Annotated in this window: 19 protein-coding genes, 1 pseudogene and 1 CRISPR repeat array; of the genes and pseudogenes, 19 read left to right on the forward strand and 1 reads right to left on the reverse strand. The window is 37.2% G+C overall.

Annotated elements, in window-relative coordinates; translation table 11 throughout:
- Positions 1-878, reverse strand: a pseudogene (locus B3209_RS07915) (hypothetical protein); the annotation flags it as partial.
- A 430-nt stretch (positions 879-1,308) separates the two neighbouring features.
- On the opposite strand from B3209_RS07915, the gene B3209_RS07920 reads away from it, so the two are divergent.
- From B3209_RS07920 to B3209_RS08010, 19 genes are all read left to right on the forward strand, one after another.
- Positions 1,309-3,489, forward strand: a complete 2,181-nt coding sequence (locus B3209_RS07920) for a beta-galactosidase (protein ID WP_296664233.1) — start codon at positions 1,309-1,311, stop codon at positions 3,487-3,489.
- Between the two features lie 209 nt (positions 3,490-3,698).
- Positions 3,699-4,613, forward strand: a complete 915-nt coding sequence (gene cas6 / locus B3209_RS07925; protein WP_296664234.1) for a CRISPR system precrRNA processing endoribonuclease RAMP protein Cas6 — start codon at positions 3,699-3,701, stop codon at positions 4,611-4,613.
- A gap of 10 nt (positions 4,614-4,623) precedes the next feature.
- Positions 4,624-5,688 (forward strand): RAMP superfamily CRISPR-associated protein, encoded by a 1,065-nt coding sequence (locus B3209_RS07930; protein WP_296664235.1) that lies wholly within the window; start codon positions 4,624-4,626, stop codon positions 5,686-5,688.
- Positions 5,685-8,465 carry a type III-B CRISPR-associated protein Cas10/Cmr2 gene (cas10, locus tag B3209_RS07935; protein ID WP_296664236.1) on the forward strand — a complete coding sequence of 927 codons (2,781 nt, stop codon included), beginning with the start codon at positions 5,685-5,687 and terminating at the stop codon, positions 8,463-8,465. Before B3209_RS07930 ends, cas10 begins: the two co-directional genes overlap by 4 nt.
- A complete protein-coding gene (locus B3209_RS07940) occupies positions 8,462-9,436 on the forward strand; it encodes a type III-B CRISPR module-associated Cmr3 family protein (protein ID WP_296664237.1) in 975 nt (324 codons plus the stop codon). Before cas10 ends, B3209_RS07940 begins: the two co-directional genes overlap by 4 nt.
- A 23-nt stretch (positions 9,437-9,459) precedes the next feature.
- Positions 9,460-10,356, forward strand: coding sequence for a type III-B CRISPR module RAMP protein Cmr4 (gene cmr4 / locus B3209_RS07945; protein ID WP_296690376.1), 897 nt, complete (start codon positions 9,460-9,462; stop codon positions 10,354-10,356).
- 1 nt (position 10,357) lies between these two features.
- The gene (gene cmr5 / locus B3209_RS07950; protein WP_296664239.1) at positions 10,358-10,753 is read left to right on the forward strand and encodes a type III-B CRISPR module-associated protein Cmr5; all 396 of its coding nucleotides are present in this window, start codon (positions 10,358-10,360) and stop codon (positions 10,751-10,753) included.
- On the forward strand, positions 10,743-11,915 hold the full coding sequence (gene cmr6, locus B3209_RS07955; RefSeq protein WP_296664240.1) for a type III-B CRISPR module RAMP protein Cmr6: 1,173 nt from the start codon (positions 10,743-10,745) through the stop codon (positions 11,913-11,915). The genes cmr5 and cmr6 overlap by 11 nt, the downstream gene beginning before the upstream one ends.
- A 13-nt stretch (positions 11,916-11,928) precedes the next feature.
- Positions 11,929-13,395, forward strand: a complete 1,467-nt coding sequence (locus tag B3209_RS07960; protein ID WP_296664241.1) for an RNA-binding domain-containing protein — start codon at positions 11,929-11,931, stop codon at positions 13,393-13,395.
- A gap of 170 nt (positions 13,396-13,565) precedes the next feature.
- Positions 13,566-14,684: a Card1-like endonuclease domain-containing protein gene (locus tag B3209_RS07965; protein ID WP_296664242.1), complete on the forward strand. Its 1,119-nt coding sequence runs from the start codon at positions 13,566-13,568 to the stop codon at positions 14,682-14,684.
- A gap of 10 nt (positions 14,685-14,694) precedes the next feature.
- A complete protein-coding gene (csx20, locus tag B3209_RS07970; RefSeq protein ID WP_296664243.1) occupies positions 14,695-15,090 on the forward strand; it encodes a CRISPR-associated protein Csx20 in 396 nt (131 codons plus the stop codon).
- 36 nt (positions 15,091-15,126) lie between these two features.
- Positions 15,127-16,497 carry an ATP-binding protein gene (locus tag B3209_RS07975; protein WP_296664244.1) on the forward strand — a complete coding sequence of 457 codons (1,371 nt, stop codon included), beginning with the start codon at positions 15,127-15,129 and terminating at the stop codon, positions 16,495-16,497.
- Positions 16,498-16,603: 106 nt separating this feature from the next.
- Complete coding sequence (locus tag B3209_RS07980) at positions 16,604-16,822, forward strand: DUF3791 domain-containing protein (RefSeq protein WP_296091391.1); 219 nt, start codon at positions 16,604-16,606, stop codon at positions 16,820-16,822.
- Entirely contained in the window at positions 16,822-17,313 is a 492-nt protein-coding gene (locus B3209_RS07985; protein WP_296664245.1) for a DUF3990 domain-containing protein, read from the forward strand. The genes B3209_RS07980 and B3209_RS07985 overlap by 1 nt, the downstream gene beginning before the upstream one ends.
- Positions 17,310-17,525, forward strand: coding sequence for a hypothetical protein (locus B3209_RS07990; protein WP_296664246.1), 216 nt, complete (start codon positions 17,310-17,312; stop codon positions 17,523-17,525). Before B3209_RS07985 ends, B3209_RS07990 begins: the two co-directional genes overlap by 4 nt.
- 23 nt (positions 17,526-17,548) lie before the next feature.
- Entirely contained in the window at positions 17,549-18,649 is a 1,101-nt protein-coding gene (cas1, locus tag B3209_RS07995; protein WP_296664247.1) for a CRISPR-associated endonuclease Cas1, read from the forward strand.
- On the forward strand, positions 18,646-18,921 hold the full coding sequence (cas2, locus tag B3209_RS08000) for a CRISPR-associated endonuclease Cas2 (RefSeq protein WP_296664248.1): 276 nt from the start codon (positions 18,646-18,648) through the stop codon (positions 18,919-18,921). Before cas1 ends, cas2 (B3209_RS08000) begins: the two co-directional genes overlap by 4 nt.
- 7 nt (positions 18,922-18,928) lie before the next feature.
- Positions 18,929-19,222: a CRISPR-associated endonuclease Cas2 gene (cas2, locus tag B3209_RS08005; protein ID WP_296664249.1), complete on the forward strand. Its 294-nt coding sequence runs from the start codon at positions 18,929-18,931 to the stop codon at positions 19,220-19,222.
- 131 nt (positions 19,223-19,353) lie between these two features.
- Positions 19,354-19,476, forward strand: coding sequence for a hypothetical protein (locus B3209_RS08010; protein WP_296690379.1), 123 nt, complete (start codon positions 19,354-19,356; stop codon positions 19,474-19,476).
- 1 nt (position 19,477) lies between these two features.
- Positions 19,478-22,625: a CRISPR direct-repeat array (repeat unit 35 nt; unit sequence ATTAAAAACATAGACCTGATTTAAGGGATTAAAAC).
- The last annotated feature ends 62 nt before the right edge of the window (positions 22,626-22,687 follow it).

Here is a 22,687-nt window from a genome sequence, read left to right on the forward strand (position 1 = left end):
GTTCCGTCTTCAAGAACCGCCAAGTCTGTAACTTTGCCGGAAAGTCCAAAATCGGAAAGTTTTATTTTCTTTTTGACATCATCGTCTATGTCTATTTCTGTGTTATTATATTTTGCATAGTAAATAGTTTGAGAAGCGTCTCCATCACCTAAGTATGTAAAATAAAGATTATCTCCTTGAATTGCAAAAGAAAAAGAACTGTATTTATTAATAATACTAAAAACTTTGTGCTTTTTAATTTCGGTGTTAAATATAGAATCCCCTTCATTTGTACTATTCATTAAAGTAAAGTTGTATTTACTGTTTTCATAAAGCACATTTAGAATCCAAAATTTATCCGCACTTCTATCGTAATAAGAGCCTTCAATACTATTTTCTATGTATCTATGTCTATCATTTTCAGTGCAATAAATACCTTGGTTGCTATAATAATAGACATATCCGTCATTGTTTTCTTTAGGATAGTATGATTTTTGTTTGCTCCAGTTTTCAGTGCAAGTTGAATAGTCGTATGCGTACAAATTGCTGTCATAATCATTAAAGAGAATGTACTTTGAATAAAATGCGCCTTCAAGAATCATTTTTATGGTGCAGTCAGTGTTTTCGCCGGCTTTTACTTTGATTTCCGCGCTTCCGCTTCCTTCAAGGATATTTTCGTCTGTGTTCCAGGCTTCCGCTGTGGCAGTGTATGTTCCAGGTTCTAGGTCGCCAAACTCTATTACCCCTCCCAGTGAACCTTCTTCGGTTTGGTCAAAGTCATCATTATAAAGGCGCACAATAAATTTGTCGGCATTGTCTTTGTTGTAGGCTGCACGGGAACTTCCCGGCAAGGCAACACGCACAGAGCCGTTTTCGCTAGAGCCAGAACTCATGTTCATGCACGAAATAAATGAAAAAAAAATACTGATATAATAGAAAGAAGTAGCTTTTTCATAAAGATTCCTCCTTGATATAGATGCAGTATGCTGTGATTATGTTAAAAAACAATTAGTTTGCCAATATTTGCATGGAGCTCTTGTTTTTTATTGCGCAATCTGTTGCCCACTTTTTTCTTTGTGTCGTTTCAAGCCTAAAATTTTCCTAGATTTTTTGAATCTTCCATGTTATTATTTTTATAAATCAACACGTGTAAATATTAGGAATTGGAGATAAGATAAAACCAGCCGAAAATAACGTCTGTTTTTATCTTTAAAAGTTTGCGTTGCAAACTTCTATATTAACTACAATTTCTTACTTTGTTACGAAATTGCAATAAAAAGTCAAATCGAAAGTTGAAACTTTCTCATTGACTTTTTATGGGAGAAAAACATGATTTCATATTCTTTTGACAATAAAAGCCTTTTTAAGGGCGAAAAAAGATGGTTTCCTATTATGGGAGAAATTCATTATTCACGCTACCCAGACAGCGACTGGAAAGAGGCTCTTTTAAAAATGAAAGAGGGCGGCGTGGACATTGTAAGTTCCTACGTAATTTGGATTCATCACGAGGAAATTGAAAATCAGTTTGACTGGACAGGTTGGCGCAACCTTCGCAAATTTGTTCAGACAATAAATGAATGCGGGCTTTCAATGATTTTGCGCATTGGACCTTGGAGCCATGCAGAAGTTCGCCACGGAGGATTTCCTGACTGGCTTCTTGCAAAATGTCCTGATGCGCGCAATACAAACGATGAAAAGTACTTTGCGGAAGTTGAAAAATTCTACAAGGCGATTTATGAGCAGGTAAAAGGCTTGCTTTTAAAAGATGGCGGTCCGATTATTGGAGTTCAGATTGAAAATGAATTCGGTCATTGCGGTGGACTTACAGGAGATGCTGGTGAAGCGCACATGAAGCGTCTTGAAAAAATGGCGCGTGAAATTGGCTTTGATGTTCCCTTGTATACTGCGACTGGCTGGGGCGGAGCTGTTACTGCTGGGCTTTTGCCTGTTATGGGCGGCTATTGCGAAGCTCCGTGGGATCCGCGCATTACAGAAATTGAGCCGAGCGGAAACTATGTTTTTACTTACGAGCGCAACGACCATGCGATTGGCTGCGACTTTGGACTTGGCGAAGGAATCACTTTTGATATGGCAAAGTATCCGTATCTTACAGCGGAACTTGGCGGCGGACTTCAAGTTACTTTAAAACGCCGTCCGATTGCTCAGCCAAAAGACATTGGAGCTATGAGTCTTGCAAAAATGGGAAGCGGCTGCAATCTTCTTGGCTACTATATGTATCATGGCGGACAGAATCCGGAAGGCAAGCTTACAACTCTTGAAGAAAATATTGCGACAGGCTCTTTAAACGACATGAGTATAAAGAACTACGACTTCCGCGCGCCGTTGGGAGAGTACGGACTTCCAAACGGAACTTACGGTGAAATAAAATTGTATTCACTTTTTGCGCATGACTTTGGAGAATTTTTTGCTTCCACAGAAACTGACTTGCCAGAATCAAATCCTATTACGCCGGAAAATTTTTCTGACTTGCGCACAAGCTGGCGTTACAGGGAATGCGAAAAATGCGGAAAAAAACGCGGCTTTGTTTTTGTAAATAATTATCAGCGCAGAAGAAAAATGGCGGAGCATAAAAATGTTGTGCTTGCTTCCACAGAAAAAAGCGGAGCAGACATTCAGTTCCCGGCAATTGATGTTGCGGACAAAGACTTTTTCTTTTTGCCTTTCAACATGAAAGTTGCAGACGGACTTTTAAAGACTTCTCTTGCAACTCCGCTTTGTGTTTTAAATAACCAGCGCAAAATTTATGTTTTCTATTCAGCTGCAAAACCTGCTGGATTTTTGGCTAAAAAAGATTCCTGCGTTTGTTCTGCAAAAGATGCTTTGCCTTCTCTTTATCAGTTTGAAGGCGAGGCTCCTGACTGCGAAATTGTAACGCTTTCAAGAGAAGATGCGCTGAACGCTCACAAAGTTGTTGCAAACGGAAAAGAATATCTTGTTGTAACGGATTCAGTTTTGTTCCAGGATAACCAAGACGGAAAAGCAAAACTTGAATTTGAAGACTGCAAGAAAATTTCATTCAAGGCATTCCCTGAATTTGAAAAAGTTCCAAAAGGGTTTTCTGCAAAAAAATGCGGCTGCGGATTCACGGTCTACACTTGCGAGCAAGACGCTGCGGAAGTTCCAAAAGTTTCATATGAAAAAATTTCAGAAGATGAAAAAACTGCGGTCTATAAAATTTCCGTGGAAAGCTGGCAAAACGGACTTGATGATTTGTTTATTGATATTGAATACGCCGGAAACTGCGCGCGCCTTTATGAAAACGGAAAGCTCATTGACGACGGAATTTTTGTTGGCGAAAATTATCCTTGGAGCATCGGTCTTAAACGCTACGGAAAAAATGCTCATGAGTTCACACTGGAAATTGATTCGCTCAAAAAAGACGCTCCTGTTTTCATAGAAGAGTGGCCGGACTTTGCAGGTTTGGATTCACTCAAGAAAGTCAACGGAATAAAAACAAGGGCATTTGTAAAAGTTTCTGCCCAGCTTTAAAGATTAGACGGTTTTAAAATTCGCCTGATTTTTTAAGGCAGTTAAATTAGTCCTCCTTCATCATCCCCGGATTTGCTTTTTGGTCATTGTGGCAAGTCTGGGGGTGATTTTTTTTGTATAGGAAACAAATATTCTTTTGATAAAAAAAACTTGATTTATGAAATTCTTGTGCTAAAATAATAATTGTATTTTTATTACGGAGAAGAATTTTGAAACTCAGCTTTTTGCAATTTGAATTCAGCCTTGAATTTATTGAGCCGGCGATTGTAAGCGCAAATCCTTTGTTTGTTCTTCGCGGAATGTTGGGAAAGAATCTGCGCTCAATGTGCTGCATTTCAAAACAGTCGGTCTGTGGCGAGTGTCTTTACAGCAAAACTTGCGTCTATTCATATATTTTTGAGACAGTTCTTCCGTCTGATAATCTAGTTCTGCCTGGGCGTAACAAAGGCTGCCATCCTTATTCGCTTTCCGTAAAAAGTCGTGAACGCAAAAATCCTATAACTGAATATTCGTTTGTCCTTACGCTTTTTGGAAAATCTGTTGAATATCTTCCATATATATACGCGGCTTTTGTCCGTGCCGGAAATGACGGAATCTTTAAAAGCCGGACTCAGTTCAGGATTAAAAGCGTTGTTTCGGGCGGAAGAAACATTCTCATTGATGAGAATCATCTTGATATTGAAATTGAGGCGCAGTCTTGGAAATCTGCTGAAGAATCAAAGTTGAGCCGGCATGAAATTCTTGTTGAGCTTAATTCTCCGCTGCGGTTCAAGTTTGGCGGAAGGTACGGCACAGATTTTTCCGCGCAGGATTTTATGGGCTGCCTTTACCGCCGCGCAAAAACTTTGTGCTCGCTTTACGGTGATCTTTCAGAAGAAGATTCTCAAAGATATGTTCCGTCAGAGTCGCTTGAAATCACAGACAGAAAAATCAGGTGGATTGACTTTAACCATTATTCCGCGCGCCAGAAAAACTCAATGGAACTTGGCGGAAGCGTGGGAAACTTTAAGATAACCGGCAGCTTTTCGGATTTTGAGCTTTCCTTGCTGGAACTGAACACAATCGCCGGAGCCGGAAAAAACACAAACTTCGGGCTTGGACAGATAGATTATTGGAGCAAGTAGGAGAAAAGAGATGATAGATGTAAGCAGATATACTGATACGACAGAATTGGTTTTTGATGTTGAATTTATTACGCCGACATTCTTGGGCGGAGCAGACGGAAACGCGGAAATCCGTACTGCGCCATTTAAGAATTTGATTCGCAGATGGTGGCGCATTGTAAATGGCAATTTAAATCCAAATGAATTATGGCAGAAAGAAAGCGAATTGTTCGGTTCTACGGAAAGAAATCCTGAAACTGTAGAGCAAAATAAATCAAGGAAAAAATCAGAAAAAGAGCCTGAAGTCTTTGGGAAAAGCAAGATAGACTTAAAAATAAAGCAGATTTTGCCATCAGATGAATATAAATCATCTGCACATATTGATATTGGAAGAATTGAGTCAAAATTCGGTTCTATGGATTTATCTAAGTATTTGGGCTACGGCTCTGTAGGAATAAAAGAATATATAAAGCCTAAGACTAAATGCACATTTGTACTGACGCTTGAGTCCAAATACAAAAATGAAATAATAGATTCTTTGTTTCTGATAATCCTTTTTGGAACTTGCGGCTCAAAATCAAAAAATGGTTTTGGAAGTATTAATGTTATTCCGAAACAAAATTCTTTTGAGTTTAATCCACCTCGTGTCTTTGGAAAATTTGGGAACTGGAAAGGAATACTCAATTCCTCTAAAAAATATCCGTCTAAGATTTGTTCTGACGAAAACGGCGTATTGGCCTGGAAGACAAAGAACTTTAATTCATGGAATTTGGCATTTGAAGAAATTGGTTTGGTTTATCATGATGCTCTTTCATTTATAAAAGCAAAAATTCCAAACGGAAGAAAAGTCTTTGGAATGGCAAAAGGAAATTCAAGATTACCGTCGCAAGTGATTGTAAAAGTTTGTCCTCAGAAGGTAAAAGTTGAGAATTCAATAATGACAAAATACTATGGGTTGATAATTCACATTCCTTATGAGATAGAAAACTGGGAGTTAGAAGAACAAAAACAAGTAGGCTACCTTTTACATGATTATTTTGATAAAGATTCTCGTGTTACAGGATGGCAAAGACAAATTACAGGAGCTGCAAAATGAGCAATAAAAAATCAGATTATTGGCAGAATAAAGTTTCTCTTTGGCTTCATGACCCTGTATGCAAAGTATTTGATATTCCACATCATGAAGAAATTGCTTCTAAAATTGCGGAACTTCTTTATCAGACAATTCCGGATAAGGATAATTATCAGGCTGCGGACTGCATTGCTTCAAGTTTAACAAGAACTCTTCTGCCAAATTCAAAAGATGGCGGCTGCATTGATTTTTCGGATAATACGCAGATTGTTCATCCGCTTGTAAAAAAAGTTCTTCCTGTAGATTTGCCGGAAGTTGATATAAAAAAATTGTGTTCAGAAATTGAAGATTTACTTAAAAAAGATTTGGGGCTGAATAAAACTTACGAGGAAATGCAAGGCATTCCGGAAAATGAAAAGCCGTTAAATGCTTGCTTCAACTATAAAGACAGTCCTGAAGACTGGGCAAAATCACTTTTCAGTTATTTGTTTTTTCCTTTCCCAAAAAGGCTTCGTAATGAAAATGTCGGAAATCTTGGTGCGATCTGGGATATTTTGCCGGCAGACACAAGAATGCCGGATCATCCTTTGTGGCATCATTTGGGGCTTGTTTCCGCAATCGGTTCTTCTTTGTCGGAAGATTCAAACAATCAGATTGATATGGCTGTTTTTTCGATAACTCCTGTTCAGGATTTTATTGCAAAGGCAAGAAAACTCCGTGATTATTGGACTGGTTCTGTCCTTTTGTCGTATCTTGCTTTTACAGGAATTGCGTGTGTTATGGATGAACTTGGACCCGACCACATTGTTTATCCTTCTTTGCACAATCAGCCTTTGGTGAATGATTGGCTTGTCAAAAACTGTAAAATCAGTGAAAATTTTTTAAGCGAAAAAGGCGACTTAAAGACGCTTTTAGACAATACAAAGGGAATAGCCGCTTTTCCTAATAAGTTTATTTTCCTGTGTCCGCATGACAAGGTGAAAGAACTGAATGAGAAAATTACTAAAACTGTAAAATCAAAATGGATTGAAATTTCTTCCGGTGTAAAAGAGTATATTCAAAAACAAACTGGTGCAGTGGAAAACTTTTCGGAACTGTGGAATACCCAAATAGAAGATTTTTGGAATTTCTCCTGGGCTTCTTCAAAACTTGCTGAATTATCTGACAAGGAAAAAATTGAAAAGCTTGTTTCAGGTGATGTTGTTAAAAAAGAATTTGAGGTTTTGGATTCTTTTTCAAGACAGTATTCAATGAAAAATGTACGGCTTTACACTTCGACCCATTCTCTTGTTCAGGGCGTGCTTGCTGCCGGAAAAACAAAACCTGCGTTTATTCGCCGCCCGCAAAATGGAATAAAATGTCCGCTATGCGGAGAACGTGAGGTTCTTAACGATTTTAGATTTACTGGAACAACTTCTGCAAAAGAATATTCAAAAAATGTTGATGACTTTTGGAATAGAATTTCAGAAAACGACAAGGATAATAAGAACATCCGCAAAAATGAGAAACTTTGTGCGGTTTGTGCTGTAAAAAGGTTTCTGCCGATTGTCTCAAAAAAATATTCAAAAGATTTTATTTTGCAGGAAGTTTTTAAGTCGTATGAAAATTTTCCTTCAACGACAGAAATGGCTGCAACAAGTTATATGAAAAATCTTTCAGGAAAAATCGCAATCAATTCAAAGGAGTACAACGATATTTTAAGTTATCTTCATAATGAAGACAATTATGATGAAGATACAACTGATACGGAAAAAATAATAAAAGATGCTGAAAAAGATTTCGGCATAAAATTTACAAACAAAGACAAATATTATGCCGTTCTTTTGATGGATGGAGATAAAATGGGCGATTTGATAAACGGAGAAACGCTCGAGGCAAAATGGAAAGATGTGATTCACGAGGATTTGGCTGCAAAAATTGAAAATGGAACAGTAAAGGCTTCTGTTTTAAAAGATTATTTTGATAAAAAACGGACTTTGAATCCAGCCTTGCATGCAATGATTTCAGATTCTCTTAACAATTTTGCAAGATTTGGTGTTCAGCCTGCTGTTAAAAATGCAGGAGGCAGACTTATTTATGCCGGCGGTGATGATGTATGCGCGGTTTTGCCTTTGAATACAGCCGCTGAATGTGCAAAAAAAATTGCCGAAAGCTATACTATGTCTTTTGCAGAATATACTGAAAAAGATGGTGCGGTTGAAATTGATAAGTTAAATTATTCAATGCAGAAAGTCGGGTATCATCTTGGTCATGGAGCAAAAGGAATTTCGTTGTCCGGGGCAATTGTAATTGCTCATCACAAAGAGCCATTGAGAGAAGTTGTCCAGGATGCTCACAAAGTGCTTGATTCTATTGCAAAAGAAAAAACTGGAAGAAACGCAATTGCAATCAGACTTAAAAAACGTTCCGGCGGAGACAGGGATTTTTCTTGCAAATGGAATGAGGAAAATATTTTTGATTCAGGGAAAACGGTTCTAAAATCATTTATGAACATTTGCGGTGCTGCAAAATCAGAAGAAATCAGCACATCTCTTTTGTATAAACTGCAAAATATGGAAGATTTTTTTGAGCCGATGTTGGATTGCACGGACGACAATAAAAATAAAATTGTTCAGATTTTAAAATATGAGCTTTCTCATTCTGGAATTAAAATAAAAGAAAATAAACTTAATAATTACTCAAGAGATTTGGCGGGAATATGTTTCAAAAAAGAAAAAAATGAAAAACTTGTTTACAATTTTGAAGCAGCTGTAATTGCAAATTTTCTGCAGGGAATATCTTTTGAAGGAGCGGCTGAATGAGTGTTTTTTACGAAATAATCCCTTTAGATACGTTGTTTTTTAGAGGCTCAACTCCTATGGAAGCTGGACAGAATATCGCTGTTTCAATGTTTCCGCCACCTGTTTCTGTTCTTGAAGGCTCTTTTAGAACTGCATTTTTGCTGCAAAAAGGAATTTTTCCAGAAGATTATGCGTTTGGCAAAGATACTTCCGCAAACGAAATAATTGGAAATCCTTCTGAAAAAGCTCCATTTGAAGTTTCTTCTATTCTTATAAAGAAAGATGGTCAGTTTTATGCAAAAGTTCCTGCTTCATGGTATTTGGATTCAGAAAAAAAGCCGAAAGAGAAAACGGACTATATCGGCAAACCAATTATTGAGGCAAAGAGAAATCAGAAATTTCTTGATGATATGTTTGTGATGAGTTCTTCTGAAAATCTTCCATTTGTCCATGCAAAAGAAAATGCGCAGCCGTTGGGAAATATTTGGGTTTCAATTGATTTTATAAATTCCACAAAGAGCGTTTTGGAAGAAAATGATTTTCTGCTTCAGAATGAAATTTTCGCATTCGAGCAGAGAACAGGAATCGCATTGGATTCAGGAAAACATACTGTTGAAGGTCAGCTGTATTCTGCTTCTCATGTAAGACTTCTTGACGGAGTTTCAATGGTTGCTGGAATTTCAAAAGAAATTGGGTTAGAGGATTCCGGGAAAATTCAACTTGGAGGTGAAAGAAGATTGTGCAGCTACAGAAAAATTGATTTTTGTATGCCAGAAAAATCAGAAAATACAGCAAATCAATTTTTATCATTCGCGCCGATTGAAGCGACAGAAGAAATTCTTGAAAGCCTTATAGCTTCTTCTAAATTGGTAATAACTTCCGGCTGGGATTTGGCAAGAAGTTTTCATAAACCTACAACAAGCTGGATTCCTGCCGGAGCAGTATTCACAAAAAATGTAAATGGTATTTGTATTCCATTGAATCAAAGATAAATAAAACGCACAGGAGAATAATCATGTTTGAAAACACATCAATTGCAATTATGTATGCGGTAACACCTTGTCACGCAGGAAGCGGTTCTGCACTTGGAGTTGTGGATTTGCCGATTCAGCGTGAACGCCACACAAACTGGCCTATGATTCAGGCAAGCGGTGTAAAAGGCGCATTCAGGGCGAATTTTGATAGGTTCAAGAATAAGATTGCTAATAAAGAACAGATAAAAGACTTTGAAAAGCTTACAGAATCTATATTTGGAACTTCATTCAACGGGGGATATGCAGGTTCTCTTTCTATTTCAGATGCAAAAATATTGGCATTCCCGATGCGGTCAAATGTCTCGCCGTTTGTTTGGATTACTTGTCCGTCAGTTTTAAAGAGACTGGAGAAAGATTTGTCTGTTGCAAATTTTAATTCTATTGAATTTGATTCTTCAAAATTCTCTGTTTCTGATGACAAAGCAATAAGTCTTGGAAAATCCGAATTAAAGGGAAATGTTCTTCTTGAAGATTATGAAGTTCAAGTTGCAGATAGCGAAATTAAAGAGTTTTCAGAAATAGAACCATTCTTCAAAGATGCGGAACGGCTGCTTCTTGTGTCTGATGATGTCTTTAATTACGGAGTTTCAAACTGCACGCAGATTATGGCTCAAATTAAAATTGACAGCAAAACAGGAACCACGCAGGACGGCTCGCTGCGTTATCAGGAGGAACTTCCGTCTGATACAGTCATGTACACGGTTATTCATTGGGGCGATTCTAAAAATTCTGTGGAAGATAAACTAAAAGCAGAAACAATAAAAAACTTCATAACGGAAGAAGTGATTGCCAATCATATTCAGATTGCAGGCGACGAAACTTGCGGCCGAGGTGTTTTCCAGCTTGCTTGGAATCATTCTTCAAGGGAGGAAATGTAGAATGGCGATTCAGACAAAACAGCAGAAAAGAGCGGAATTTGCATTAAAGTCATTGGATAAATATAAAGATTCTGGTGTGCCGTCAACTTATGCGACATTTATTGTTGGAATGCCGAACATGATTCTTTCAAATGGACTTGGACAAAGTCTTGCATTTTTAAAAGCGAAGAGCTCAAAAAAAGAAAGGGAATTTGTCTTTGGAATTCTTAAATCATATTTGCAGAAAGAATTCAGCAGTTCATTTGCTAATGTAAAAGATGACTTTGATTTTCTTTCACGGATAAATTCAATATCTCAAAGCGAATACATAAAAATGCAGGAAGAAGTTTTGAGAATGTTGGAATGGCTGAAGCGTTATGCAAGAGCATTTGAAGGGGCAAAAGACAGTGAACAGTAATAGAAATTCGAGTGGCTACAGCCAAAAGCATTTGTCCAATGCTAGCGACAATATTAATTCGCTTTTTCCAGTTCCAGATAATCAGAAAAAACTGCTTGAAAATCCAAACTGCAATTTTTCTCTTTATTTCCCGCGGATGGTGAACTGGAAAATTGAAAAAGGTGAACTGAAAACTGATACAGAAAATATTCTGAATCTAAAAAACAAAAGCGATAAACTTTTTGAAATATCTGATGCCAGAAAAGAGATTGAAAGAAAACAGGAAAAGCAGAAGTCTTATATGAACTTTTTGAATTCACAAGGAATTCAGACTTTTTCCATTGTGGCAAAAACAGTTTCTCCGTTCATTACAGGTCTTGGTTCGGGGCATCCGACTGAAACTGGAATGATTCTAGACAGGAATATTGGAATTCCTTATATACCGGCTTCTTCTGTAAAAGGCGTTCTTCGTCTTGCTCATGCAATAAATATTGCAACCGGCAGAACTGAAATTCCTGAATCTGAGCTTGAAAAATATTTTGGCACATCAGATCAGAAGCAGAAAAATAAGTACAGAGGACAGCTTGTTGTTCTTGATGCATATCCTGCGGAAATTCCCAACCTTAAAGTTGACATAATGAATCCTCATTATTCTGATTACTATAGCGGAAAAAAGGATCAACCTGAAGAAACAGAATCGCCGACTCCAATAAAATTTCTTGCAGTCGGTCAGGGAATAAAGTTTGTTTTTAACTGCGCGTTTATTCCGCTAAAGAATGATGATAAATCTCCAATCCTTACCGAAACAGAAACAAAAGAAATTGAGGCTATGTTCAGCACCGCATTTGAAAAAGTCGGTTTTGGCGGAAAAACTTCTATAGGTTACGGGCGGTTTAAAAGAGTAAATGGTGTTGCTGAAACATCTCAAACTGTGCAGCCGAAAATCGTGAAAAAAGAGGATTTGACTGCAGGTGAATATGAAGCAATGATAATTGACTTGGATAAGCGGAGATTCAGCATATTTTTTGAAATCGTAAAGTCAAAAGATAAGGCTGTGTTAAGAAATTGCAAGACAAAAATTCTTTCAGCTTACAGAAAGAAAGACAAAGTTCGAGTAAAAATTGACGGAACAAAAAATAACGTCGGTGATTACGTTGTAATGCAGATTTTGTCAAAATTATAAGGAATCCTAAAACATGACACCAAATACAGTTCTAAAAAAAATAAAGCTCGGCGAAACAGTTACTCAGGAATTCAAGCGTTGCGGAAACGGGATTCATTCTGATGTTTATGAAACTGTCTGCTCATTCTTGAACCGTTTTGGCGGAGATATTTTTCTTGGTGTTGATGATGGCGGAAATATTGAAGGCGTGCAGGAAAATGCAGTCCGTGATTTGAGCAGAAATTTTATAAATTGCCTTAATAATCCTTCTCTTTTTAGTCCTGTCTGTACGGCAACTATTGAGCCAATTTCTATAGAGGGAAAAATCGTTCTTTGGATTTACGTTCCGAACGCTTCGCAGGTTTATACTTTAAAGGGCAAGGTTTATGACAGGCTGGGCGACAGCGATATTGTTGTAACTTCTACTGATAAAATTGCGGAAATGTATATCCGGAAACAGAATATTTTTACAGAACGCCGTGTTTTTCCGTATCTTAAGCTTGAAAATTTGCGGGAAGATATTTTTCAAAAAGCAAGGCAGCTTGCATACAACAGAAATTCTGGTCATCCGTGGATGAAAATGGATAATATGCAGCTTTTGAAATCTGCGGGGTTTTATACGCATGATTATGCAACAAATGAAGATGGTCTTACTCTTGCAGCGGCTCTTCTTTTTGGTCAGGATGATGTGATCCATGATATTTGTCCTACATATTGGACAGATGCGCTTTGCAGAAAAATCGACACAGACCGTTATGATGACCGCGAGATTATTCAGACGAATCTGATTGACAGTGTTGATTTGCTTATGCAGTTTGCCCGGAAGCATACTTCCGATAAGTTTTTTCTGAATGAAAATATGCAGAGCATCAGCTTGCGTTCAAATATCTGCCGCGAAATGATTGTAAACTGTCTGATTCACCGTGAATTCACAAGCGGTCGCATTTCAAAGTTTGTAATTGAAAAAGACAGAATGTATGTTGAAAATCCGAACAAGGCTCAAAATGAAGGAAAGCTTACGCCGGAAAATATAGAGCCGTTCCCAAAAAATCCTTGTATCTCAAAAGTTTTCCGCGAAATAACCTATTCAGAAGAACTTGGTTCTGGTTTTAGAAAACTGAATGAATATGTGCCTCTGTATTCCGGCAAAAATGCCCGTCCTGAATTTATAGACGGCGATATGTTCAGAATTATAGTCCCGCTTCCATCTGAAAAATCTGACGAGGAAACAGTTAAGAAAAATGGCGAAGAAGAAATAAAATCTAACTGTGGTGAAAACTGTGGTGAAAACTGTGGTGAAAACTGTGGTGAAAATAGTTCCGCCGAAGAAAAAATTCTTGAGGCAATCAAGGAAAATCCGAAAATCACGCAGAGGCAGCTTGCGGCGGTTACGGAGCTTTCGTTGCGCGGCGTGGAATGGAACATGGCAAAATTAAAAAATGAAGGCAAAATAAAACGGCTCGGTTCAGACAAAAAAGGAACTTGGGAGATTGTGGAATAGCAGGAGAGTGTAATAAAAACTTTGCCTTAGATAGCGTCAAAGTTTTTATTCACAAGTTTGCGTTGCAAACTTTTTTATAAACTGCAATTTCGTATTTTGTTGCGAAATTGTGTTAAAAAGTCAAATCGAAAATTTATATTTTCTCATTGACTTTTTATTGGAGAAAAAAAATGAAAGAGACAATTCTTGTAAATTTAGTAAGTGAACAGACAATTCCAAATGTTCAGTTTATAAAATGGTATTTTAATAAAAAGCAAGTGCCTATGAAAATTCTGCTTGTTTCTACAAAAGAAATGGAGCAAAAAGAAAAGTCACTATTTATAAAGAATGCATTGCATTTTTCTGATTCATTTGTTGAATGGGAAACTGTTCAGACTGATGGAAATGATATTTCAAAAACAGAAAATATTCTGACTGATTATTTTAAAGATAATGAATATAAAAATATAATTGTGAATATCACAGGCGGAACAAAAATTATGTCTTTGGCTGCATTTGATTTTTTCAACAATAAGCCACATACGGAAATTTTTTATCAGCCGATTGGAAAAGAGCTTCAGGAACTTTATCCAAATAAACAAAAATATGATATGTTTGAAGTCCTTTCTTTGAAGGAATATCTGGATGCGCATGGAATTTCTTATAAATATGATAACAAATGTGTTAAGGACTGGAATTATAACAAAACTGTTTATGATTTGTGCGTTGCTGATAACCGTGAGTTAATAAAGGGGATGATTGCCCTTCAAAATAATTCATACTTTAAAAATAAGAAAAAAGATTTTTTGGATTTTACTCAAATTGAAGAAGAAAAATTCAAAGCCATAAATCATCCTGTGGCAACAAAAGAAAATATGATAAAACTCTTGCAGATTTTTGGATTTGACGTTTCAAGAATTGAGCATAAGCACATTCGATATATAACTGGCGGCTGGTTTGAAGAATATGTTTACCAGAAAATTTGTAATGAATATCATAATGTAGATGAGAAAAATGTTGCGCTGAATGTTGAAATTCAAAAAGGAAATGATAAAAACGAACTTGATGTAATTTATCTGGATAAAGATAACAAGCTTCATGTAATCGAATGTAAAAGTTTTGTAGACGGCAATGAAGGCAACAGAGTTTTAAACGATGCTCTGTATAAACTGCAGGCGATAATCAAGTCAAAGTTTGGTCTGTACGTAAAGCAGCATTTATATACAAAAACTATAGTAAAAGAAAAAGAAACACCGTTGAATCGTGCTAAAGAATTTGGCATTGACATAAAAGACGGAACACAACTTTAGGAGTCTTCCCATGCCCAGAACATTTTGTCTTCTAAACCACGTCCTTACCCAAAATCAGCTTGCCGAGCTAAGCGAAAAATTCAATTCCTCAGAAATTGTTTATCCTGAAAAAAATCTTGCGGAACTTTGGTCGCAGATTCCGCCGGAAAAGTCCAATGAGGAAGTTGTTGAGGCTGTCGCTTCCTGGCTAAAAAACAATGCAACTTACGGCGATTTGTTCATAATTCAGGGCGAGTTCGGCTCGACTTTTACGCTTGTGGATTTTGCGCTAAAAAACGGTCTTGTTCCGCTTTATGCCACAACTCGGCGCATTGCAAAAGAATCTCGCAGCGGAGAAACCGTCCGCCGCGAATATGTTTTTGAGCACGTCTGCTTCAAGAAGTACCAGTATTTTAAAATGCGGTGATTTTGGAACTAAAAAAATCTATGTTATAATATTGAAATGAAGCTGGACACATCGGAAAGTCAAAATATAGAATTTAAAAAATCCTGGCGTGATGAATATCTCAAATGGATCTGTGCCTTTGCAAATACAGCCGGCGGAATTCTGTATATCGGAATAGATGACGATGGCACAATTTGCGGTGTAAATGACAGCCATAAATTGACAGAAGATATTCCGAATAAAATCAGAAACACGATGGGACTTGTATGCAATGTGCAGCTTCTGTCGGAAGATGATAAAGAATACTTTAAAATTGAAGTTGAAAAATACCCTTTTCCTGTCAGCTATCATGGAAAATATTACAAGCGTTCCGGCTCAACTTTGCAGGAGCTTACAGGTGTTGAACTGGACAAAATGATTCTTTTTGTTCAGGGGCGTACTTGGGATTCTGTGCCTGTTTCCGGAGTTTTGCCCGACTCTCTTGAAAACGATGCGTTCCGCTTATTCAGAAAAAAAGCTTCTGATTCAGGGCGGTTGGATAAAGAATCCCTTGAAGTGATAAATGAAACTCTTGTAAAAAATCTTCATTTGACCGAAGGCGATTATTTGAACAGAGCCGCTGTTCTTGCTTTTCATCCAGACCCGGAAAACTGGATTACAGGCGCTTACATAAAAATCGCATATTTTGAAAATGAAGCCGATATTTTGTACCAGGATGAAGTTCACGGCCCCTTGCTGCTTCAAGTTGAAAAAACAATGGATCTTATCTATTCAAAATATATGAAAGCCCTGATTTCTTATGATGATATTTATAGAAGAGAAACCTTCTTTTTTCCGCGAGCTGCGTTCCGGGAGCTTCTCTTAAATGCTGTTGTCCATAAAGATTACCTTTCAACAACTCCGGTTCAAATCAGAATTTATAAAGATAAACTCCGCCTTTGGAATGATGGCTCATTGCCAAAGGAAGTTCCTGTCGAAAGTCTTTTTAAGGAGCATATCTCAAAACCAAGAAATCCGAATCTTGCAAATGTTTTCTTTAAATGTGGAATGATTGAATCTTGGGGACGCGGATTTGAAAAAATTGCGGCTTACTGCAAGGAAGAAACTGCGAAAATTCCAGAAATTGATTTGTCTTTTGGCGGTGTTACAGCAAGATGTTTTGCTTCTGAAAAATACATAAAACTTATGAATGAATATAGGGAAGATTTTAATGGAAAAAATGACCCTGTAAATGACCCTGTAAATGACCCTGTAAAATCGATTTATGAACTTCTTAAGATTCGGAAGAATTTGACTTATACAGAAATTGCCTCTCATATAGGAAAGTCGGAAGCGACCGTAAAGCGTTATATTTCAAGACTGAAAAAAGATGGCTTTATAGAACGAGAAGGCTCGGACAAATCAGGTTACTGGATAATTTTAAAATAAAACTTTTTTCGAGGAAAATAATGTCAGAAATTTACATTCTTTCAAATTATGGAAAAATGAAAAAAAATAAAAATCGTGATACAATTTCTGTTCTAGGACGGATGTCATGAGTGATGAATTGTTTCAGAAAAAAGCGGAATTTCTTTCTTGGTGCATTGAGGAATACGCCGCTGCAAAAAATCTGAATGGCCGGGAGGTTGCTAATTTATTTTATCAGAAAAAAGTTCTTGATTTTCTTGGCGAGCATTACGAGATTCTACATACACAGGGGAAATCCTATATAATTGAAACGATTGAAGATTTCATTAAAACAGAGGGCGAATAATGAAAATATATCATGGCGGTTTTTCAGAAGTTCCTTCTCCGAAAATCTTGAAACCAAGCCGTGCAATGGATTTTGGAAACGGCTTTTACACAACAACGAGCTTTGAGCAGGCAAAAAAATGGGCTTTGATAAAAAAAGACAGATTTCATTATGAAAAAGCCATCGTCTCTGTATTTGAAGTGGACAGCGAAATCTTTAAATCTGAAAAAATCAAATCAAAAGTATTTAATAGAGCTGGTGAAGAATGGCTGGACTTTGTAATGGCGAACCGTCAGAACATTCATTTTGTTTATGATTACGATGTTGTGATGGGCGCAGTGGCAAATGATAATGTCTATGCAAGCCTTAATTTGTACGAAGACGGCTTCTTAAGCAAAAAAGAACTTCTTGACGAGTTGATGGCTTGGAAATACGTTGACCAGATTTGTTTTCATACAGAAAAATCTTTGGACTATCTGAAATTCATAAAATCAGAGGAGGTGTTTCAATGATTCGACCTCAGGTTACGCAAAAAAATGTCCATCTTTTTATTCCGGGCAAGGCTTCTAAAATCTGCTGTGAACTGGCAAGAAAAGAAAATCTTTCTCTTAATGAGTCCATCTTGAAATTTTATAATTCAACTGCATACGAAACTTTAAGCCGTGAATCTTCAAAACTCTGGCAGGAAGGCTGGGTTTATGTGTATCAGATGATGAATGACTGAAAAAATGAAGTTCGAGGAAAATAATGTCAGAAATCTACATTCTTTCAGATTATGGAAAACTTTCTAAAAAGGACGAGACAATTGTCTTTAGCCAGCCGGACGGAACTAGCACAATTCTTTTTCCGTTCAAGACTGAGCATCTGGTTCTTGTGGGCAAAGTTTCCATAAGCGCGGACGCATTGCGTCTTCTTACAAAATATAAAATCGGAACGACTTTTCTTTCCTCAAACGGAAGATTCAACGGCAAGCTTTCTTTTGGCGACGGAAAAAATATCTTTCTTAGGCAGAAGCAGTTCCGTATTTTAGACAATCCGCAAAAGTCGCTTGAGATTGCAAGAAGCATTGTCGCAGGGAAAATCCGCAACGAAATCAGTTTTATGCAGAGAATCAAGCGTAAGAATTCAAACGAAAACGAGGCGGTTGAAAGCGCAATCAGTTCGGTAAAGAATACGCTTTTAAATGCGGAAAAGGCTGATGACATTGAAAAGCTCCGCGGATATGAAGGTCTTGCCGCCAGAAAGTATTTTGAGGTCTTTAAATTCAATCTTCAGGATGAATGGGCGGAATTCAAGACAAGAAGCAAAAATCCACCGCGCACAAATGTTAACGCCGTCTTGAGCTTTCTGTACACGCTTTTGATGTACCGCGTGGAAAGCGCGATTGAGTCACAGGGCTTGGATTCCTGCTGCGGAAATCTTCATGCGGTGAACTACGGAAAAACTGCGCTTGTGTTCGACCTGATGGAAGAATTCCGCTCGCCAATCTGCGATTCTGTCTGCTGCTCGCTGTTCAATCTTGGAACTTTAAAGAGCGAAGATTTTGAGAAAAAAGAGTTCTCAGCCGAAAGTGAAGATTATCCTTTGGAAATTGAAAGGGAAAAAGGCGATTCAGATTCAAATTTGGAGGATGAAGAAAATACGCCTGCAAAGTATGGAATTCTTCTTACAAAAGCCGGAATTAAAAAAGTTATTTCCGCGTTCGAGGCAAAAATGAATTCGCTGATTCTGTATGCGCCGACAGCGCAGAAAATCTCATACGCAAAAATAATCTATCAGCAGGTTCTGCATTACAAGCGCGTAGTCTGCGGCGAAGAGACTGAATACAAGGCGTATTATTTCAAATGATTTATTTTATAAGCTACGATGTCTCAAATCCCAAGCGTCTCAATAAAGTTGCCAAGACGCTAGAAAATTTTGGAATCCGCATTCAGTTTTCATTTTTTGAGTGCGAAATGGAAAAAGAGCAGCTTGAGGAACTTAAGGCATCCCTTTTGAAAATCATCAATAAAAAAGAAGACAGCCTTAGGATTTATCCTTTGTGCCAGGACTGCGCGGCAAAAACAACCTCGCTTGGAAACGGAAATATTTTTATTCCCAAGACTTTTGAGATTCTGTGAGGAAAAAATGGAAAAACATTGGCTTATTGTTTACGACATCCGCGACACAAAACGCCTTGCAAAAATCTCAAAATGCGTTGAAAGCTACGGCTGGCGGGTGCAAAAGTCGGTCTTTGAAAGCACAGCAAGCGATGAGACAATTGGGCAGCTGAAAGGCAGGCTTGAAAAACTTATGGACATTGAGGAAGATTTTGTTCTGTTTTTTGAGGTGTGCGAGCGTGATTTTCAGAAAAAGATGGTGTTCGGAAAAAACATTGAAAAAGATGACAAAATAACAGATGAGGATTTTGTGATTCTGTGATAAAATTGTTTTATGACAATGCAGATTGGCTCTTTGACAGAAAATCGCAGACTTCCGTTTTTGAAAAAATCTGCAAAAAAAGGCGCAGGTTTGCGAATAAAATATAATTATTTATGATACAAGGATTTAAAATGATTAAAAAGACTGAGAATATACTTTTTGCAATAAAAACACACGGAATTGCGGCAAAAGAAACCAACCTTTGCGAAAATGCGCTTGCAATTCCTTGCAATAAAAGATATTGTGAGCGGTAGTATTAAAAACATAGACCTGATTTAAGGGATTAAAACCCACTGTAAGATAACTCTATTTTAGAGCATCTCTGACTCATTAAAAACATAGACCTGATTTAAGGGATTAAAACGTGTGCCCAGTTTGTTCTCGAATCTTGTGCCGTCTGCATGGATTAAAAACATAGACCTGATTTAAGGGATTAAAACGAAACAGCTCCAAAACTCATCTTTTAAGTTGAACTTGATTAAAAACATAGACCTGATTTAAGGGATTAAAACGAGCAGGAAGCTAAGGGTGCATGCAAACGGTTCCATCTGCATGATTAAAAACATAGACCTGATTTAAGGGATTAAAACCTTCAGCTTTTTCGTCAAGAACTAAGTTCTTGACGAACTTATTAAAAACATAGACCTGATTTAAGGGATTAAAACTTAATTCTGGCATCTTTGTGCCTCCTCCGGTCATCTGACCGATTAAAAACATAGACCTGATTTAAGGGATTAAAACTCACTGAAACTTCAGTGAAAGCTCTTGCTGCAAGAGCCTTGATTAAAAACATAGACCTGATTTAAGGGATTAAAACAGTTAAAGTCGGAAGTAAGGGATATTTTGCTGACAATTTAATTAAAAACATAGACCTGATTTAAGGGATTAAAACTCTATTCCATCAGATGTCCAATTGAAGAGGACATAGTCCTCATTAAAAACATAGACCTGATTTAAGGGATTAAAACAGGCGCCCTTTTAAAGGATTGCTTTCCCAGACGCGTATCTGTACATTAAAAACATAGACCTGATTTAAGGGATTAAAACAAGTTTCCTGGAGCAGGAAACTTAGTGTGCATGCAAACGGTTCATTAAAAACATAGACCTGATTTAAGGGATTAAAACAATCTAGCTAAGCGCACTAGACTATAGACGCTTAGCTTTTCTTATTAAAAACATAGACCTGATTTAAGGGATTAAAACAATGCCATCCTTGTCCTCCTTTTTCTAAAATATCAGCTCATTAAAAACATAGACCTGATTTAAGGGATTAAAACTGTACGCGTCCATCTTCTGATACAATTAGAAGATGGCTAATTAAAAACATAGACCTGATTTAAGGGATTAAAACGTAAGACCTGCCCCAGTCATATATTATTGGGAGGTTCTCCCGATTAAAAACATAGACCTGATTTAAGGGATTAAAACTGAGTCCAGCCGGACTCAATCATCTCTTGAAGGTTTTATTAAAAACATAGACCTGATTTAAGGGATTAAAACCATCTTCATCTTCGATGAATACTGCACTGCAAGTAGTATTAAAAACATAGACCTGATTTAAGGGATTAAAACGGTAGCGTTCGTGCTCCTCCTTATTCATCAAAGATGTCCCACAAAATTAAAAACATAGACCTGATTTAAGGGATTAAAACTCTAGAGCGTGCCTTTATTATTTCCAGGAATTTCTCTGAGTATTAAAAACATAGACCTGATTTAAGGGATTAAAACGGGACCTTTTGCCCGTGGCATCAATTGTGCCACGAGTGCAAGAGCATTAAAAACATAGACCTGATTTAAGGGATTAAAACGCCTGGATGAGTGCCTCCAATTCCTGCTGGGTCCAGCCAGCAATTAAAAACATAGACCTGATTTAAGGGATTAAAACTGTTTCGTTGAGGACCTTTAAATCAAAGTCCTCAATGTGAACCTATTAAAAACATAGACCTGATTTAAGGGATTAAAACTGGCTTTTTACGCCACACTATTAACTGACCCTTTTCAGGGTGAATTAAAAACATAGACCTGATTTAAGGGATTAAAACGCTCTGCCTGGTTCATGAGGCTTGTCCCGCAAATCGGGAAGATTAAAAACATAGACCTGATTTAAGGGATTAAAACCTTCATCAGAGCACGCAACAATATGTTTATCCTTACTAAGGATTAAAAACATAGACCTGATTTAAGGGATTAAAACGGACATAATCCTCTTTAACTTCATCTTCATCTGCGATTTGATTAAAAACATAGACCTGATTTAAGGGATTAAAACTTTTTCAGCCTCTTCTTTTATCCGCCTGATTTCAGATGGATTAAAAACATAGACCTGATTTAAGGGATTAAAACTGGCTCTTCTGGCTTGACTGTATCCAGCCATTGTCTAGCTGATTAAAAACATAGACCTGATTTAAGGGATTAAAACAATCAGAAGATGGCTCTTCTGGCTTGACTGTATCCAGCCATATTAAAAACATAGACCTGATTTAAGGGATTAAAACCAGATGATGACGCAGCAAATTGCATCTTCCATGAATTCATTAAAAACATAGACCTGATTTAAGGGATTAAAACACTCAAGTTGTACCAATTATCAACCCGATTGGTACAGAAAAATTAAAAACATAGACCTGATTTAAGGGATTAAAACTGGCATATTGCCATTTGTAGATTCTTTTGTACGAGGCGCCTATTAAAAACATAGACCTGATTTAAGGGATTAAAACCATGCGGTCTTTGAAACGTGTACCGTCTGCATGGCGGTACATATTAAAAACATAGACCTGATTTAAGGGATTAAAACTAACATCTTCTTTGTCTGTAATATTCAAGTTGCAGACAAATTAAAAACATAGACCTGATTTAAGGGATTAAAACCATAGTCAACGCTCTTGAAAGGCAGGACGATTTTCTCGACCTATTAAAAACATAGACCTGATTTAAGGGATTAAAACAGTAGTATCCTCAAGGGCATTAGATAAATCCATAAGCATATTAAAAACATAGACCTGATTTAAGGGATTAAAACAGAAGCTAACGAAATAGCTTCATTCATATAATCAACACTTTCATTAAAAACATAGACCTGATTTAAGGGATTAAAACGAGCCAATGGAGGGAGCATGGCTCAAGTGGCTCCCCTCCAAAATTAAAAACATAGACCTGATTTAAGGGATTAAAACCCTCGTGGTTGTCTTTGCAGGCTTCTGCGAGCTTTGCCCAGAATTAAAAACATAGACCTGATTTAAGGGATTAAAACGGAGCAGGGCATTAGAATAACTCCAACTGCTCATCAGAAGAATTAAAAACATAGACCTGATTTAAGGGATTAAAACTCAAGTATCGACTTATCGACACTTTGACAATGTTGTAAAATTAAAAACATAGACCTGATTTAAGGGATTAAAACACACCCCAACAAAGATAAAATATCAAACACTAATAAAATCGTATTAAAAACATAGACCTGAT

The organism is Treponema sp. UBA6852 (assembly GCA_002449305.1).
Classification (GTDB): Bacteria; Spirochaetota; Spirochaetia; order Treponematales; family Treponemataceae; genus Treponema_D.